The organism is Actinomadura monticuli, assembly GCF_041463655.1.
Classification (GTDB): domain Bacteria; phylum Actinomycetota; class Actinomycetes; order Streptosporangiales; family Streptosporangiaceae; genus Spirillospora; species Spirillospora monticuli.
In genome coordinates, this window is record NZ_JAXCEI010000010.1 from 254,491 (window position 1) to 269,504 (window position 15,014).

The 15,014-nt window shown below is 73.6% G+C and carries 14 protein-coding genes; 7 read left to right on the forward strand and 7 right to left on the reverse strand.

What is annotated here, in order from left to right; genetic code table 11:
- Nucleotide 1: 1 nt before the first annotated feature.
- Nucleotides 2–706: an ABC transporter ATP-binding protein gene (locus tag SM611_RS23625; RefSeq protein WP_371952162.1), complete on the forward strand. Its 705-nt coding sequence runs from the start codon at nt 2–4 to the stop codon at nt 704–706.
- A gap of 73 nt (nt 707–779) precedes the next feature.
- On the opposite strand, the gene SM611_RS23630 is transcribed toward SM611_RS23625, so the two are convergent.
- From SM611_RS23630 to SM611_RS23645, 4 genes are read right to left on the reverse strand one after another with little or no spacing between them, the layout of a single operon-like run.
- Entirely contained in the window at nt 780–1,940 is a 1,161-nt protein-coding gene (locus tag SM611_RS23630; protein WP_371952077.1) for an acyl-CoA dehydrogenase family protein, read from the reverse strand.
- Nucleotides 1,925–2,971 carry an acyl-CoA dehydrogenase family protein gene (locus tag SM611_RS23635; protein ID WP_371952078.1) on the reverse strand — a complete coding sequence of 349 codons (1,047 nt, stop codon included), beginning with the start codon at nt 2,969–2,971 and terminating at the stop codon, nt 1,925–1,927. The genes SM611_RS23630 and SM611_RS23635 overlap by 16 nt, the downstream gene beginning before the upstream one ends.
- A gap of 16 nt (nt 2,972–2,987) precedes the next feature.
- Nucleotides 2,988–4,580: an AMP-binding protein gene (locus SM611_RS23640; RefSeq protein ID WP_371952079.1), complete on the reverse strand. Its 1,593-nt coding sequence runs from the start codon at nt 4,578–4,580 to the stop codon at nt 2,988–2,990.
- Nucleotides 4,577–5,479: a MaoC family dehydratase gene (locus SM611_RS23645; protein ID WP_371952080.1), complete on the reverse strand. Its 903-nt coding sequence runs from the start codon at nt 5,477–5,479 to the stop codon at nt 4,577–4,579. Before SM611_RS23645 ends, SM611_RS23640 begins: the two co-directional genes overlap by 4 nt.
- A 159-nt stretch (nt 5,480–5,638) precedes the next feature.
- On the opposite strand from SM611_RS23645, the gene SM611_RS23650 reads away from it, so the two are divergent.
- The 6 genes from SM611_RS23650 (at nt 5,639) to SM611_RS23675 (ending at nt 11,628) form a co-directional block, all read left to right on the forward strand.
- Nucleotides 5,639–6,514 (forward strand): acyl-CoA thioesterase, encoded by an 876-nt coding sequence (locus SM611_RS23650; RefSeq protein ID WP_371952081.1) that lies wholly within the window; start codon nt 5,639–5,641, stop codon nt 6,512–6,514.
- 109 nt (nt 6,515–6,623) lie between these two features.
- Nucleotides 6,624–8,255 carry an AMP-binding protein gene (locus tag SM611_RS23655; protein ID WP_371952082.1) on the forward strand — a complete coding sequence of 544 codons (1,632 nt, stop codon included), beginning with the start codon at nt 6,624–6,626 and terminating at the stop codon, nt 8,253–8,255.
- 14 nt (nt 8,256–8,269) lie between these two features.
- Nucleotides 8,270–8,662: a DUF427 domain-containing protein gene (locus SM611_RS23660; RefSeq protein WP_371952083.1), complete on the forward strand. Its 393-nt coding sequence runs from the start codon at nt 8,270–8,272 to the stop codon at nt 8,660–8,662.
- 67 nt (nt 8,663–8,729) lie between these two features.
- Complete coding sequence (locus SM611_RS23665; RefSeq protein ID WP_371952084.1) at nt 8,730–9,908, forward strand: amidohydrolase family protein; 1,179 nt, start codon at nt 8,730–8,732, stop codon at nt 9,906–9,908.
- Complete coding sequence (locus SM611_RS23670) at nt 9,905–10,840, forward strand: LLM class flavin-dependent oxidoreductase (protein WP_371952085.1); 936 nt, start codon at nt 9,905–9,907, stop codon at nt 10,838–10,840. The genes SM611_RS23665 and SM611_RS23670 overlap by 4 nt, the downstream gene beginning before the upstream one ends.
- A complete protein-coding gene (locus SM611_RS23675; protein WP_371952086.1) occupies nt 10,837–11,628 on the forward strand; it encodes a PaaI family thioesterase in 792 nt (263 codons plus the stop codon). Before SM611_RS23670 ends, SM611_RS23675 begins: the two co-directional genes overlap by 4 nt.
- Nucleotides 11,629–11,653: 25 nt before the next feature.
- On the opposite strand, the gene SM611_RS23680 is transcribed toward SM611_RS23675, so the two are convergent.
- The 3 genes from SM611_RS23680 to SM611_RS23690 all read right to left on the reverse strand — a co-directional run bounded on the left by SM611_RS23680 (nt 11,654) and on the right by SM611_RS23690 (nt 14,784).
- Complete coding sequence (locus tag SM611_RS23680; RefSeq protein WP_371952087.1) at nt 11,654–12,493, reverse strand: TIGR03619 family F420-dependent LLM class oxidoreductase; 840 nt, start codon at nt 12,491–12,493, stop codon at nt 11,654–11,656.
- Nucleotides 12,494–12,550: 57 nt separating this feature from the next.
- Entirely contained in the window at nt 12,551–13,342 is a 792-nt protein-coding gene (locus tag SM611_RS23685; RefSeq protein ID WP_371952088.1) for an enoyl-CoA hydratase, read from the reverse strand.
- A gap of 230 nt (nt 13,343–13,572) precedes the next feature.
- A complete protein-coding gene (locus SM611_RS23690; RefSeq protein ID WP_371952089.1) occupies nt 13,573–14,784 on the reverse strand; it encodes an ammonium transporter in 1,212 nt (403 codons plus the stop codon).
- Between the last annotated feature and the right edge of the window lie 230 nt (nt 14,785–15,014).

The window sequence follows — 15,014 nt, forward strand, 5'->3', positions numbered from 1 at the left end:
GATGCTGCTGAGCGTCGAGAAGTTGTCCGCGGGGTACTCCGGCGCGGACGTGATCCGGTCGCTGGACCTGCACATCGACGAGGGCGAGGTCGTGGCGCTGCTCGGGCCCAACGGGGCCGGCAAGACCACGACGCTGCTCGCGCTCGCCGGGGTGCTGGCGCCGACGTCGGGGACCGTCCGGTACCGGGGCGCCGCGCTGCGCGGCGCGCTGCACCGGCGGGCCCGGCGCGGCGTGTCCTACATCAGCGAGCAGGGCTCGGTGTTCAGCCGGCTGACGACGCTGGCGAACCTGAAGCTCGGGCCCGGCCGGGTCGAGGACGCGCTCGCCCTCTTCCCCGAGCTGGAGCCGCTCCTCAAACGCCGCGCCGGGCTGCTGTCCGGCGGCGAGCAGCGGATGCTGGCGCTCGGCCGCAGCCTCGCGGCCAAGCCGGACCTACTGCTGGTGGACGAGCTGTCCCTGGGCCTCGCCCCGCTGATCGTGACCCGGCTGCTGGAGCGGTTGCGCGCCGCCGCCGACGCCGGGACGGCGGTGCTCATCGTCGAGCAGCACGCCTCGCAGGTGCTGTCGGTGAGCGACCGCGGTCACGTGCTGCGGCGCGGGCGGCTGGCGATCTCGGGCACCGGCGCCGAGCTGCTCGCCTCGTCGGAGGCGCTGCAGTCGGCGTACCTGAGCGGCGGGCAGGCGGAGGAATCCGCCGGGAACTGACCCGGCGAAGCGGCGCCGGCGCTCCCTGGGAGGGGCGCCGGCGCCGCTTCGCGTACTCGGCCGGTCCGCGTGCTCAGCGGGGCAACCCGAGCCCCCGGCGGGCGATGATGCCGCGCTGGATCTCGCTCGTCCCGCCGTAGATCGTCGTCCCGAGGGAGAAACGCAGCGCGTGCTCGACCCGGCCGCCCTCCGGGGCGCCGGGGGACAGGTGGCTGCGCACGGCGTCCGGCCCGAGCAGGGCGAACAGGTCCTCGGCCGCACGGGTCAGCGCCTCGGAGCTGAACAGCTTGGACATCGGCCCCTCCGCGGCGGGGACGGCGCCCTGCCGGGCCATCACCGCCGCGCGGCGCTGGAGCAGCAGCGAGACCTCCGCCTCGGCGGCGCACCGCGCGAGCCGCTCCCGGACGTCGGGGTCGGCGATGCGGGGCCGGCCCCGCTCGCAGGCCGCCGTCCGGGCCCAGCCCTCCGCCGCCTCCAGCATCCGCAGCATCGAGGCGCCGAAGCCGGTGGAGTGCTCCTCCTGGAGGGCCTCGCCGAGGACGCGCCAGCCGGCGCCGGCCTCGCCGATCCGCCACGCGTCGTGGACGCGCGCGTCCCGGTAGTAGGTGATGTTCGTCCGCTCGCCGGAGACGGTGCGGACGGCCTGCACCTCGATGCCGGGCTGGTCGAGCGGCACGAGGAACACGGTCAGCCCCGCGTGCTTGGCGGCGGACGGGTCGGTCCGCGCGAGCAGGAACACGTGGTCGCCGATGTGCGCGTTGGTGGTGAACATCTTGGAGCCGTTGATCACCCAGTGGTCGCCGTCGCGGACCGCGCGGGTCCGCGCGGCGGCGAGGTCCGACCCGCATTCGGGCTCGGTGAACCCAAGCACGATGAGGACCTCGCCGCGCACCGCCTTCGGGATGATCTGCCTCCGCTGGGCGTCGTCTCCGCACTTCAGGATGGCGCGCGCCACCATGTGCGTCGTGCTGACCCCGTAGGTGGGGGCGTCGGCGCGGCTCAGCTCCTCCTCCACGACGCACAGGTCGAACGGGTCGCAGGGGCGCCCGCCCCACTCCTCGGGCCAGCCCAGCGCGAGCAGTCCCGCCTCGTGCATGGCGCGGACGAACCCCGCGTCGTGGGCGACGCCGGTGCGGTGGCACCGCTCGGCGAGCTCGGGGGTGAGGTGCTCCTTCAGGAACGCCCGGACCTCCGTGCGGAGCGCTTCGCCGCGCTCTCCTAGACCGAAGTCCACTGCTTCTCCATCCGTTCCATCCGTGCGGGGCCGTAGCGGCGGTCGGCCGCCCGGCGGTAGGCGGCGTTCGGTTCGAGGCAGACACCGGCCCATCCGCGTGCGCGCCGGTAGTACAGCTGGACGTCGTACTCGTCGGTGAACCCGTAGCCGCCGTGGAAGTGGAGGCTGCGGTAGGTGGCGTCGCGCGCGGTCTCGGCCGCGAACGCGAACGCCATGGCGGCGAGTTCGGCGAACCGCGCCGGGTCCTCGGTGGCCGCCCAGGCGGCCTCGTGGACGAGCAGGCGGGCGCCGTCGATCGCCGCCGCCGAGTCGGCGAGCGCGTGGGCGACCGACTGGAAGGAGCCGATCGGAACGTTCCACGCCCGCCGCTCGCTGACGTACCCGACGCCGATCTCCAGGGCGCGGGCCGCGATGCCGACCTGGGCCGCGGCGGTGAGGAGGAGGAACTCGTCCTGCGCCGCCTCGTGGGCGGCCCCGGCCTCCGGCCCGCCGGCGAGTACCTCGGCGTCCCGGCCCAGCGGCAGGTCGGCGAGCGGCATCGACCCGAGGTTCGCGACCGGCGCGCCGCGCGCCGGGACGAGCAGCAGCCGGTCGCCGTCCACGACCAGCGCGTCGTCGGCCGCGGCTCCGGCCGGGACGAGCCGGGCCGTCCCGCCGGCCGCCGGATGGACGGCCACCGTCACGGTGCGCTCCCCGGCCAGCGCCGCGGCCAGCGCGACGCCGGCGCGCGGCGTCCCGATCCGGGCGAGGAGCCGGGCCGCGACCTGGGCCTCGATGACCGGCACGGGTGCGAGGAACCGCCCGTGGACCTCCGCGAGGAGCGCGAGGTCGAGCGGTCCGGCGCCCCAGCCGCCGGCGTCCTCGCCGACCGCCATGGGCACGGCGCCGGCGGACCGGACGGTCTCCCACAGGCCGGCGTCGAAGCCGAGCGGCTCGGCCGCCCGCACCCGCTCCGGCGGCGACGCGCCGGCGAACAGGCCGGTGAAGGATTCGACGAGCTGGTGTTGTTCGGCGCTCAGACCGACGTCCATGCTTCGGGCACCGCCTTCAGATCTCGATGACGCCGCGCCGGGTGGCGCGCAGTCCGTTGACTTCGGCGTCCCACGCGTCCGCCGGGACGCCCGCCTCCCGCAGCGGTCCCTTCATGACCTTGTTGGACGCGGACCGCGGCAGCTCGGGGACGAACGCGATGAACCGGGGCACCGCGAAGTACGGCAGCCGGTCCGCCAGGTACCGGAACAGCTCCGCCGGGTCGGGCGGGCCCTCCGGATGGGCGACCGCGAGCAGCAGGACCTCCTCCTCGCTGTGCTCGCTCGGCACCCCGACCGCCGCCGCGTCGGTGACGCGCGGGTGCGTGTTGGCCTCCGCCTCGACCTCGACCGAGGAGATGTTCTCGCCGCGGCGGCGGATGCTGTCGCGGATGCGGTCGACGAGGAAGAACTCCCCGTCGGGCATCCTGCGGACGGCGTCGCCGGTGTGGAAGTAGGAGTTGCGCCACGCCTCGGCGGTCGCCTCCGGGCGCCCGGCGTAGCCCTGGAACATGGTCCACGGCTCGTGCGGCCGGACGACCAGCTCGCCGATCTGCCCGTCCGGGACGGGCATGTCGTGCTCGTCCACGACCAGGGCGTCGAAGCCCGGCCGCACCCAGCCGAGGCCGCCGGCGCCCGACACCCCGTGCGGGGCGGCGAGCGGCGTCGCGGCCTCGGTGCTGCCGTAGCCGGCGCAGTAGGTGATCCCGAACCGCTCGCAGAACGCGTCGGCGTCGGCGGGGACCGGCGCCAGGCACACCTTCCGCAGGCCGCTCGCCCGGTCCAGCGGGCTCGGCGGCCGCGCCTCCAGGAACCGGGCCATGGCGCCGGTCAGGATGGCGAAGGTCGAGCCGCTGTCCGCGATCTCCCGCCAGAAGCCGGACGCGGAGAACCTGGGGCTGATGTAGGCGCGGGCCCCGGCGATCAGCGCGTTGTAGACGCCCCACAGCTGGCCGCCCACATGGAACAGCGGGAGCGACACGTGGCTGATGTCGTTGTGCCCGACCGCCCCGATGTAGACCGGGCTGGCGTACCCGTACGCCTGCGCGTGGGGGAGGAGCACGCCCTTGCTCGGCCCGGTCGTCCCCGACGTGTAGAAGAGCGCTGCGATGTCCCATGGACGGGCCTCGGCGATGACCGGCTCCCCGGGCGGCAGGTCGAACCGGCCGCGGCCCGTCTCCGCCGGGGCGTGGGCGATGGTACGGCCGCGCAGCCGGCCGCCGTCGGCGGCTTCGAGCCGGCCGAGGTAGTGCTCGTCGGCGATGGCGGCCACGGCGCCGCTGTCGCCGACGACATGGTCCAGGAAGCCGCCGTCGAACGCGGTGTTGACCGGCACCTCGACGGCGCCGGCGCAGGTGAGCCCCAGCCAGGCGACGACCGCGTCCACGTGGTTGTCCATCATCAGCAGCACGCGGTCGCCGGGCCGGACGCCGTACGCGCACAGGGCGCCGGCCATCGCCGCGGCCTCGTCCATCAGGGGGCCGTAGCCCAGCTCGGCGCCGGGCCCGGCGAGCGCGGGGCGGTCGGGGTGGCGCTCGGCGCGCTCGCGCAGGACGTGCGTGACGGTGCGCTCCGCCAGCGGCGGGAGAGAGCCTTCGAACGAGGGTTTCACGGTGCTTCCCAGAGTGCGGGGTCGGGGTGGAAGTGCAGTTCGCCGCGCAGCGCGACGCGGCCGTCGCCGTTGACGGCCCGGGTGCGCACCGTGCCGTCGCCGGCCGGGGCGAAGCCGATCACGAGCCGGTCGGCGTCCGACACGGGCTTCAGGTAGGTGACCGCGGCGCCGCGCAGCGCGCCGGCGCCGAGCCGCGCGGCGTGGCCGACGGCCAGCCGGGCGACGATGCCGAGCGTGACCTCGCCCGGCAGCGCCGGCGCGGGCAGCCCGAGCTTGCGCGACTCGGCCGGGTCGATGTGCATCGCGTCCTGGAGCCCGCCGCCGGCCGCCGGCCCGAGGAGGGTGCGGAAGACGGCGGCCTGGTAGGGCTGGACGGTCTCGCGCACCTCGACCCGCCAGCCGTCGCCGTCCTGTCCGGCCTCCTGCGGGGGCGGGGGCGGGCGCCGCGCGCCCTTCGGTCCCGGCAGGCGGAAGTGCACGTCGAGTGAGGAGGTCGCGAGCGGCTCGCCGCCGGCGGACGTGTCGACGGCGAGCCGGAGCACGAGCCGCCCGGCGGTGTGCTCGGCGACCTCCAGCGTGGCGGAGGCGACGGCGTCGTCGCACTCGGCGGGGAGCGGGCGGTGCACCCGGACGCGGGCGGCGCGCGCGAACGACATGAGGCCGGCGTCCTGCGTGCCGGCGGCGAAGCGGAGGAGGGCGTCGTGCGCGAAGCGCGTGGCGAACGTGGGCAGCGCTCCGAAGCCGGGCGCGGACTCCCAGACGAGCGCCCGGCCGTTGTGCGCGTCGGCGCCGGTCGCGACGGCGTAGGCGATCGTGTCGCGGACCGACCAGCGCACCGGGCCGGCGCGCCGGCCCCAGCCCTCGACGAAGCGCAGGATCTTCGGGACGCCGTCCGGCACGGTACCTCCTCATCGCCCGGTACGCGGTCCGTCGAGCACACATGATTTCGACGTCGTTGTCAATAGGTGTCCGCGCGGCATAGGTTGAGCTGTACGCCGCCGGAACACACCGGTGCCGGTTGTCGATGTGTTCGTCGGATTCGAAGGGGAGTGGAAGCGATGGGGGACGAACGGGCCAGGCCCTGGGACCAGGACGAGATGCTCCGGCTGATGGACGTCCGGCCGGCCGGGCCGGGACGGTACACGGCCCCCGCCCACGGGCCCGCCGGCCGCAACGTGGTGGAGGCCGGCCAGCTCGCCGCGGACGCCGTCGTCGCCGCGGCCAAGGAGATCCCGGAGCAGCGCGTCACGTCCGCGGCGATGGTCTTCTCGCGGGCGGCCCGCCACGACGAGGAGATCACCGTCGAGCTGGACGTCCCGCACCGGGGCCGGACCTACTCCACCGTCCAGGCGCGGGCGGTGCAGCGGGGAAGGCTGCGCGCGACGGGCCTGATCCTGATGGGCGCGGACGCCGCCGACCTGGTCGCCTCCACCGCGCCGATGCCCGGCGTCCCCGGCCCGGACGCGCTGCGCCCGTTCGACCCCCCGGAGATGACGGTCGGCGGCAGGGAGATCCGCGTCGTCGACGACGCCTACGACTGGGACCCGGCGCATGTCGGGCCGCCGGAGCTGTTCGCCTGGATCCGCTTCGCCGCGCCGCCCCCGGCCGGATACCTGCACGCCGCCCTGATGACGCAGTCCACGACGCACTGGACGATCGCCGCCGCGCTGCGCCCGCACGCCGGCTACAGCGAGGCGATGGCCCACAAGACGATCTCCACCGGCATCTCCGCCGTCACCGTGGCCTACCATTCCGACGTCGACGTCACACAATGGCTCCTCTACGCCAACCGGGTCGTGTACACCGGACGGGGTGCGACGCAGAGCGAGGGGCGCGTTTACGGTGAGGACGGGCGCCTGGTCGCGTCCTATACCGTGCAGGGGATGATCCGCCCGCTCGACCGCACCTCCCCGGTGTCGGGGACGACGCTATGAGGCGGCTCCCAGGTATTGACCTCGACGTCGAAACATACTTTGATGGCAGCCATCAGCACCGGCGGGCGCGGACCGCCCGCCGCGAGGACCGACGACTGAAGGCGACACGGTGACCGCACGCACTGCTTTCGAAGGCTGGGGCCTCCGGACGGTTCCCGCCGGCCTCGCCCGGCGCTACCGCGACGAGGGCCGGTGGACCGGGGACTCCCTCGGCTCGGTGATCGCCGCCGGGCTGGCCGGTGCCCCGAAATCCCGCTTCCTCGTCGGATCCGCGGTGCGCCCCTACGACGGCACCCTCGCCGACGTGGACCGGGCGGCGCGCTCGCTCGCCTGGGCGCTGCGGGTGCGCGGCATCGGCCCCGGCTCGGTCATCGTCGTGCAGCTGCCGAACTGGTCCGAGGCCGCCGTCACGTTCTTCGCCGCGGCGTACGCCGGGGCGGTCGTCGTCCCCGTCGTGCACTTCTACGGCCCCAAGGAAGTCGGCTACATCCTCGACGTCGTCCGGCCCGACGTCGTCGTCACCCCCGACCGCTTCGGCCGCACCGACCACCTGGAGCAGTACGCGGAGCTCCTCGCCGGACGGGACGCCGAGCCGCTGTGGCTGGTGGTGAGCGACCGCCCGGAACGGGAGCTGCCCCGCGGCGCGACGCCCTTCCACCGGCTGCTGGACGCCGACCCGCTCCGGGAACCGGAGGCCGTCGACCCCGAGTCCCCGGCGATCGTGGGCTTCACCTCCGGCACGACGCTCAACCCCAAGGGCGTGGTGCACAGCCACCAGACGATCGGCTGGGAGGCGCGCCAGGCCGACTACTTCTACGGCAGGGGCGGGCCGCCGCAGATCGTCGGCACCCCGGTCGGCCACTTCATGGGGATGATCAACGCGTTCCTGCTGCCGCTGCTGCGCTCCGAGTCCGTGCAGCTCATCGACCGCTGGGACCCGGCCGAGGTCCTGCGCATGATGGCCGCGGACGGGCTGGGCATCGCCGGCGGGCCGCCGTACTTCCTGACCAGCCTGCTCGACCACCCCGACTTCACCCCCGCGCATCTGGCGCAGATCCCGTACATGGGGCTCGGCGGCGCGAGCGTGCCGGAGGCGTTCACCGAGCGGGCCACCGGCGCGGGCATCGCGGTCTACCGGTCCTACGGGAGCACCGAGCACCCGTCCGTCACGGCCAGCCTGCTGTCGGACGCGGAGGACAAGCGGCTCCGCACCGACGGCCGCGCCCTGCCCGGCGCCGAGTTCCGCCTCGACGAGGACGGCGAGATCCTGACCCGCGGCGCGGACTGCTTCATCGGCTACACCGACCCGGAGCTGACCGCCCGCGCGTTCACCGCCGACGGCTGGTACCGCACCGGCGACATGGGGGCCGTGGACGCCGACGGCTACCTCACGATCACCGACCGCGTCGCCGACGTCATCATCCGCGGCGGCGAGAACATCAGCGCGCAGGAGATCGAGTCGCTGCTGCTCGGCATGCCGCAGGTCGCCGAGGTCAGCGTCGTGGCCGAGCCCGACGCGCGGCTGGGCGAGCACGCCACCGCGGTGGTCCGCCCGCACGAGGGCGCCGGCCCGGTGTCGCTGGACGACGTCCGGGCCCACCTCGCCGCGGCCGGGCTCGCCCGGCAGAAGTGGCCGGAGTCGGTGCACCTGGTCACCGACTTCCCGCGCACCGCGACCGGCAAGATCCAGAAGTTCCGGCTGCGCGAGCAGGTGCGCGACGGCTCGCTGAGCCGCCCGTGATGAGGGGAGAAGAGATGGAACCGTCGGGCTACGTCGAACGGCCGGACTACCGCGTGGACGTGCGCCGCAAACGGAACCTCGTCCACGTCTCCCTCGACGGGGTGACGCTGGCCGAGACGACGGCCGCGCTCCTGGTCGAGGAGCAGGACCACGGCCTCGTCCTCTACGTGCCGCGCGCCGACGTGCGGTTCGAGCACCTCGCCCCGTCCGACCACACGTCGCGGTGCCCCTTCAAGGGCCGGGCGAAGTACTGGCGGCCGCGGGACGGCGCCGACCCGGTCGCCTGGGAGTACCCCGAGCCGTACCCCCAGGTCGCCGCCTTGCGCGACCACATCGCCTTCTACCAGGACCGGGCCGTCGTCCGGATCGGTGTCGCCGACCCGGCCACCTCCGCCCCCCGTCCCTGACCCGACACCGGCCCGGCCCGCCGGGCGCCCAGCGCGATCACCGCGCGATTTCCGAAAGGTGACTCTCATGCCGTCACGCGAGCTGCCGTTCCCGCTGTTCGACGCGGACAACCACCTGTACGAGACCGAGGACGCCTTCACCCGGTACCTCCCGAAGGAGTACCAGGGCGCCATCGAGTACGTGCAGGTCCGCGGCCGGACGAAGATCGCGATCCGGGGCCAGATCAGCGAGTACATCCCGAATCCGACGTTCGAGAAGGTCGCCCGGCCGGGCGCGCAGGAGGACTACTTCAAGAACGGGAACCCGGAGGGCAAGTCCTACCGGGAGATCGTCGGCAAGCCGATCGAGTCGATCCCCGCGTTCCGGGAGCCCGGGCCCCGGCTGGAGTTGATGGACGAGCAGGGCATCTCCCGGAGCCTGATGTTCCCGACGCTGGCCAGCCTCCTGGAGGACCGGATGCGGGACGACCCGGAGCTCACCCACGCCGCCGTCCACTCCCTGAACCGCTGGCTGGACGACGTCTGGTCGTTCAACTACCGGGACCGGATCTACACCGCCCCGGTGATCACCCTCCCGATCGTGGAGGAGGCGGTCAAGGAGCTGGAGTGGTGCCTGGAGCGCGGCGCGCGCGTCGTGCTGGTCCGCCCCGCGCCCGCGTTCGGCGTCTCCGGCCCGCGCTCGGTCGCGCTGCCGGAGTTCGACCCGTTCTGGAAGCTCGTCCAGGACAGCGGGACGATGGTGGCGTTCCACTCGTCCGACAGCGGCTACCAGCGCTACACCGCCGACTGGGAGGGCAAGCAGCGCGAGTACCTGCCGTTCACCCTGCAGCCCTTCCGCGAGATCGGGCAGTGGCGGGCGATCGAGGACACGGTGGCGTCGCTGATCTGCCACGGCTGCCTGTCCCGCTTCCCCGACCTGAAGATCGCCACGATCGAGACCGGGTCGTCCTGGGTGGGGCCGCTGCTGGAGAAGCTGCGGACCACCTTCAAGAAGATGCCGCAGGGCTTCCAGGAGGACCCGGTGGAGCAGATGCGCCGGCTGATCCACGTGAGCCCGTTCATCGAGGACGACATGGCCGCGCTCGCCGACCTGCTCGGCATCGACCGGGTGCTGTTCGGCTCGGACTTCCCCCACCCCGAGGGCAAGGCCGACCCGATCACCTACGTCGACGACCTCGCCCACCTCGACGAGTCCGCCAAGGCGAAGATCATGGGCGGCAACCTGTCCCGCCTCCTGCCGGTGTGACCGGGCGGTCCGGTCCGCCGGAGCGGGCGCTCGCCGGCCTCTACCTGCCGCAGGTCCGGATGGACTTCGCCGCCATCGAGCGGCGGGTCCGGGCGGCGGAGGAGGCCGGCTTCCACTCCGCCTGGTTCATCGACCACCTGGCCCCTCCGGTGGACCGCGGCCTCGACATGCTGGACGCCTGGACGGTCGCCACGGCGGCGGCCATGCGCACCGAGCGACTGCGCATCGGCCACCTCGTGCTCTGCGCGGAGTTCCGCCACCCGGCGGTGCTGGCGAAGATGGCCGCGAGCCTCGACGCGGTGTCCGGCGGGCGGCTGGAGCTCGGCCTGGGCTGGGGATCGGTCGCCGGCGAGCTGACCGACTACGGGTTCCACGATCCCGGTCCGGCGGCCCGGGCCGGGCGGCTCGCCGAGACGATCGACATCCTCCGCCTCCTGTGGACGGGGGACCCGGTCGACTTCGTCGGCGTGCACTGGACGCTGCGGAACGCGATCTGCCGGCCGCGGCCCCTCGCGGGCCGGGTCCCGATCCACCTCGGCGGCGCCGGCCCGACGCTCACGATGCCGCTGGTCGCCGGTCGCGCCGACTGGTGGAACTGCCCGTCGGGCGCCGTCGACCGGCTCGCCGCGCTCCGCCCCTCGGCGGGCGCGGCCCGGGTCTCGGTGCAGCACCCGATCGGCCTCGCCGCCTCCGCGGCGGCGCGCGAGGAGGTCGTCGAGACGGCCCGCCGCCGCTTCGGCGCGTGGGGCGGGCTGATCGCCGGGACCCCCGACGAGGTCGCCGCCGCGCTGTCCCGCGAGCGCGCGGCGGGCGCCGAGCTGTTCGTCTGCCAGTTCCACGACTTCGGCACGCCGGAGACGATCCGGCTCTTCGCCGAGGAGGTCCTCCCGGCGCTGCAAGGGCCCGTCGACACGAAGGAGCACGGGGAGTGACCATCGGCAACGAGTCGCCGGCGCGCACGTACATGCTCGACGAGCTGGGCTTCGCCACCAGGAAGGACGGCGAGGACCTGCGCGGTTCGGCCTCGATCACCCCCGTGATGCACGCGCCGGGCACGGCACGCCTGCGCACGTCCATCCTGGCGGCGTGGGCCGACATCCTGACCGGCCTGCTGGCCACCCAGGTCACGACGCCCCGCGTGCCGGTCACCCTGGAACTCGACGTGCAGCTGTACCGCCCGGCCCCCGCCGGCGGCGGCGTCGAGGGCGTCGCGAGGGTCGTCAAGGTGGGCCGCTCGGTTTTCGTCTCGTCGGTCGAGTTCACCTCGTCCGCCGGGCCGCTGGCGATCGCGAACGCCTCGTTCATGATGGCGCCCGACCCCGGCCTGAGGCTGCCGTCCAGCTTCGACGTCGAACTGCCCGCGCGCGGGGACCTGCTGGCCGTGCCGTTCGCCGAGCGCGCGGGCTGCGAGCGCCGCGCGCCGGGCGTGGCGGTCCTGCCCCGGTCCGAGGACGGCCTGAACGTCTCCGGCACCGTCAACGGCGGGCTCATCGCGCTGGCCGCCGAGGAGGCGGCGCTGTCGCTGGCGCCGGGGGGCACGCTGTGCTCGCTCGGCCTGCGCTACGTCCAGCCCGCCCGCGTGGGCCCCGTCGTCGCCACCGCCCGCCAGCGGGACGGGCTCGCCCAGGTGGAACTGCGCGACGCCGGCAACGGCGACCGCCTCAGCTGCATCGCCACCGCCAGGACCTTCGAGGGCGCCCGGTCCGCCGGGGACGGGTAGCGGGCCGGGCCGCCGCCCCGGCCCGTCAGGCGAGGAATTCGGCGGCGAAGCGGCGCAGGCCGTCCAGCGCCTCCCGGGACCGGGCCCAGGGGGCGACGATCAGGCGCGTGACCCCGGCCCGGGCGTGGGCCTCGACCTCTTCGGGCCGGGAGATCCGCGCGCCCGGCAGCGTGACCTCGACGGGGGACGTCCGGCCCGCGCGCTCGGCGAGTTCGCCGAGCCGCTCCAGCGAGCGGGGGAGCCGGTCGAGGGTGTGGTTCATCGGCATCCAGCCCGTGCCGACGGTGGCCGCCCGGCGCAGCGCCGCCGCCCCGTCGCCGCCGATGTGCAGCGCGGGCCCCGGCCGCTGCACCGGCTTGGGCTCGAACGCCACGGGGCCGAAGCCGAAGTGCTCCCCGTGGTGCTCCACCACGGGCTCGCTCCACAGCCGGCGGCAGACCGCGAGGGCCTCGTCCATCCGCGCGCCGCGGCGGTCGAAGTCGAGCCCGGCCGCCTCCCACTCCGCCCGCAGCCAGCCGGCTCCGACGCCGAACGCCAGCCGCCCGCCGGACAGCACGTCCGCCGTCGCCGCGGCCCGCGCCGTCACGAACGGGTGCCGCAGCCCGATGTTGTACACGCACGTGCCGAGCCTGATCCGGCTCGTCCGCGCGGCCAGGTGGCACAGCACGCCGAAGGCGTCGAAGACGGGGACGTCCGGGGGGATCGGCGGGTGGTCCGACCCCTCGTGCGGGCTCCCGGCCGCGCCGACCGGCAGGACCAGGTGCTCGGGGATCCACACCGACTCGAACCCCAGCCGGTCCGCCTCCTCGGCCACCGCGCCCCACAGCCGGGGGCTGACGGCGCCGAGCTGCACCCCGAAGTCCATCCGGCCTCCCGACCCGCACGCAAACTCGATATCGATGTCAATGCTTGACGGGGTCGCTCACTGGCTCTTGAGCTTGTCCTTCATGCCGTCCAGTTGCATGAGGACGGGGAAGCCGCTGTCACTGAGGGCGTTGCCGTGGCCGGTCTGGTGGATGTCGAAGACCGACTGGACGGCGGCGTAGAAGCCCTGCACGTCGAGGGTCTGGTTGACGGCGCGCTTGGCCTGCCGCAGTGCGAAGGGGTGCATCCGGGCGATCTGCCCGGCCAGTTCCATCGCGGTGGCGTCCAGGTCGTCCAGGGGCACGACGCGGTTGACCATGCCGACCTTCTCGGCCTCGTCGGCGGTGATGGCGCGTCCGGTGAAGAGGATCTCCTTGGCCTTGCGCGGGCCGAGTTCCCAGGTGTGGCCGTGGTACTCGACGCCGCCGATGCCCATGTGCACGACCGGGTCGGAGAACTGCGCGTTCTCGGCCGCCACGATCAGGTCGCACGGCCAGCACAGCATCAGCCCGCCCGCGATGCACTTGCCCTGCACCGCCGCGATCGACGGCTTGGGGACGTTCCGCCACCGCAGCGAGTACTCCAGGTAGCGGCGCGCCTCGATGCCGTAGATGTACTCCAGGGTGAGCTTCTCCGGGCGGGGGCCGCCGCTCTTCAGGTCGTGCCCGGCCGAGAAGTGCCGGCCGTTGCCGCGCAGCACGACGACCCGGACCTCGTCGTCGGCCGCCGCCTTCGCCCAGGCCGCGTCGAGGTCGTCCAGCAGTTCCATGGTCTGGGCGTTGGCCGCCTCGGGGCGGTTCAGCGTGATGACCGCGACGCGGTCCCTGACCTCGTACAGAATCTGGTCCATCGGTGCCCACCACTCTTGACATCGGAATCGGAATCAATATTCGGCTACCGTCGGGACCGTGTCAAGGCGGCGTCATCCGGGAACGGGGTGCGGCAGCATGCAGACCAGGACGTCCGGCACGTGTTCGCGCACGGCCTCCGCGAGGAGCAGGCTCCGCCGGTCGTAGCGGAACCGGTAGCGGGGACGGCTCGACGGCGGGCTGGCCCGCGCGAGGACCGGCCGGGGCCGGGTCAGTCATCGGCGAAGGCGGCGTCCATTCCGGCGGCCTGCTCCTCCTCGGTCGTCCGCATCCGGAACAGCCGATCGATGACCTTGCCGATGACGAAGGTGGCGACGAACGCGTAGAAGCCGACCGCGAGGACCGCGACGACCTGCTTGCCCAGCACCGAGGCCGATCCGCCGTAGAACAGGCCCGGCGCGCCGCGGCCCCAGCCGGTGGCCAGGAAGCCGAGCGACACCACCCCGACGATCCCGCCGGCGCCGTGGATGCCGGTGACGTCGAGGGTGTCGTCGTATCCGGCGACGAGCTTCAGCTCCACGGCGTACGTGCACACGACGGCGGCGACGACGCCGATGAGGAAGGCCCCCTCGACGCTGACGAAGGCGCAGGACGGGGTGATGGCGACCAGCCCGGCGAGCGCGCCGCTGGTCGAGCCGAGCTTGGTCAGGTGCCGGAACCGGAGCCACTCCACCGTCCGCCAGGCCAGCATCCCGGCGCAGCCCGCGATCATCGTGCTGACGAACGCGCGGGTCGCGAGCGCGCCGTCGGTCAGCGCCGAGCCGGCGTTGAAGCCGAACCAGCCGAACCACAGCAGGCCGAGGCCCAGCAGGACGAACGGGATGTTGTCCGGGCGGGGCCCCTCCCCCCGGCGGAACGCGACGCCCGGCCCCAGCACGAGCGCCATGGCGAGCCCGGAGATGCCGGAGTTCAGCTCGACGACGAGGCCGCCGGCGAAGTCCATCACCCCCCACTTGCTCAGCCAGCCGGAACTGGCGAACACCCAGTGCGCGATGGGGATGTAGACGAGCGTCACCCACACGATGACGAAGAGGATCCACGGCCCGAACCTGGCGCGGCCCGCGATCGAGCCGCTGATGAGCGCGACGGTGATGATGGCGAACGTCAGCTGGAAGCAGACGTAGATCTGCTTCGGGATCCGGCCCTGCAGCGTGTCCGGGGTGATGCGGCCGAGGCGCCAGTCGCCCCAGCCGATGAGGCCGAGGCCGCCGGCGTCCTTGCCGAACGTCATTCCGTAGCCGTAGAGGAACCACAGGACCGTGACGAGGCTGATGCAGATGAAGCTCATGTAGAGCATCGACAGCATGTTCTTCGAGCGGACCATGCCGCCGTAGAAATAGGCGAGCCCGGGAGTCATCAGGAGCACCATCGCGGTGCTCACCATGAGCCAGGCGGAATCTCCCGTATTGAGGCCCGTCGACATATGCGAACCAATCGTCGATCCGTCTTCCGCCGACGCGCGGCGGGAACGCTTCCGCTCTTATGTTTCGCATTTGCGTTGTGCGCCAAACTCGATATTCCAGGGCTTGACCAATGATTTGCGATTACTGATTTTTCGCGATGCGAGAACGCGGGAAGTGTGCCGGTTGTCCATACACGCGAGCGCCGGTCACAGGCCCGTTCCGTGCGGGTCCCGGGCGATGGGAGAGGGTC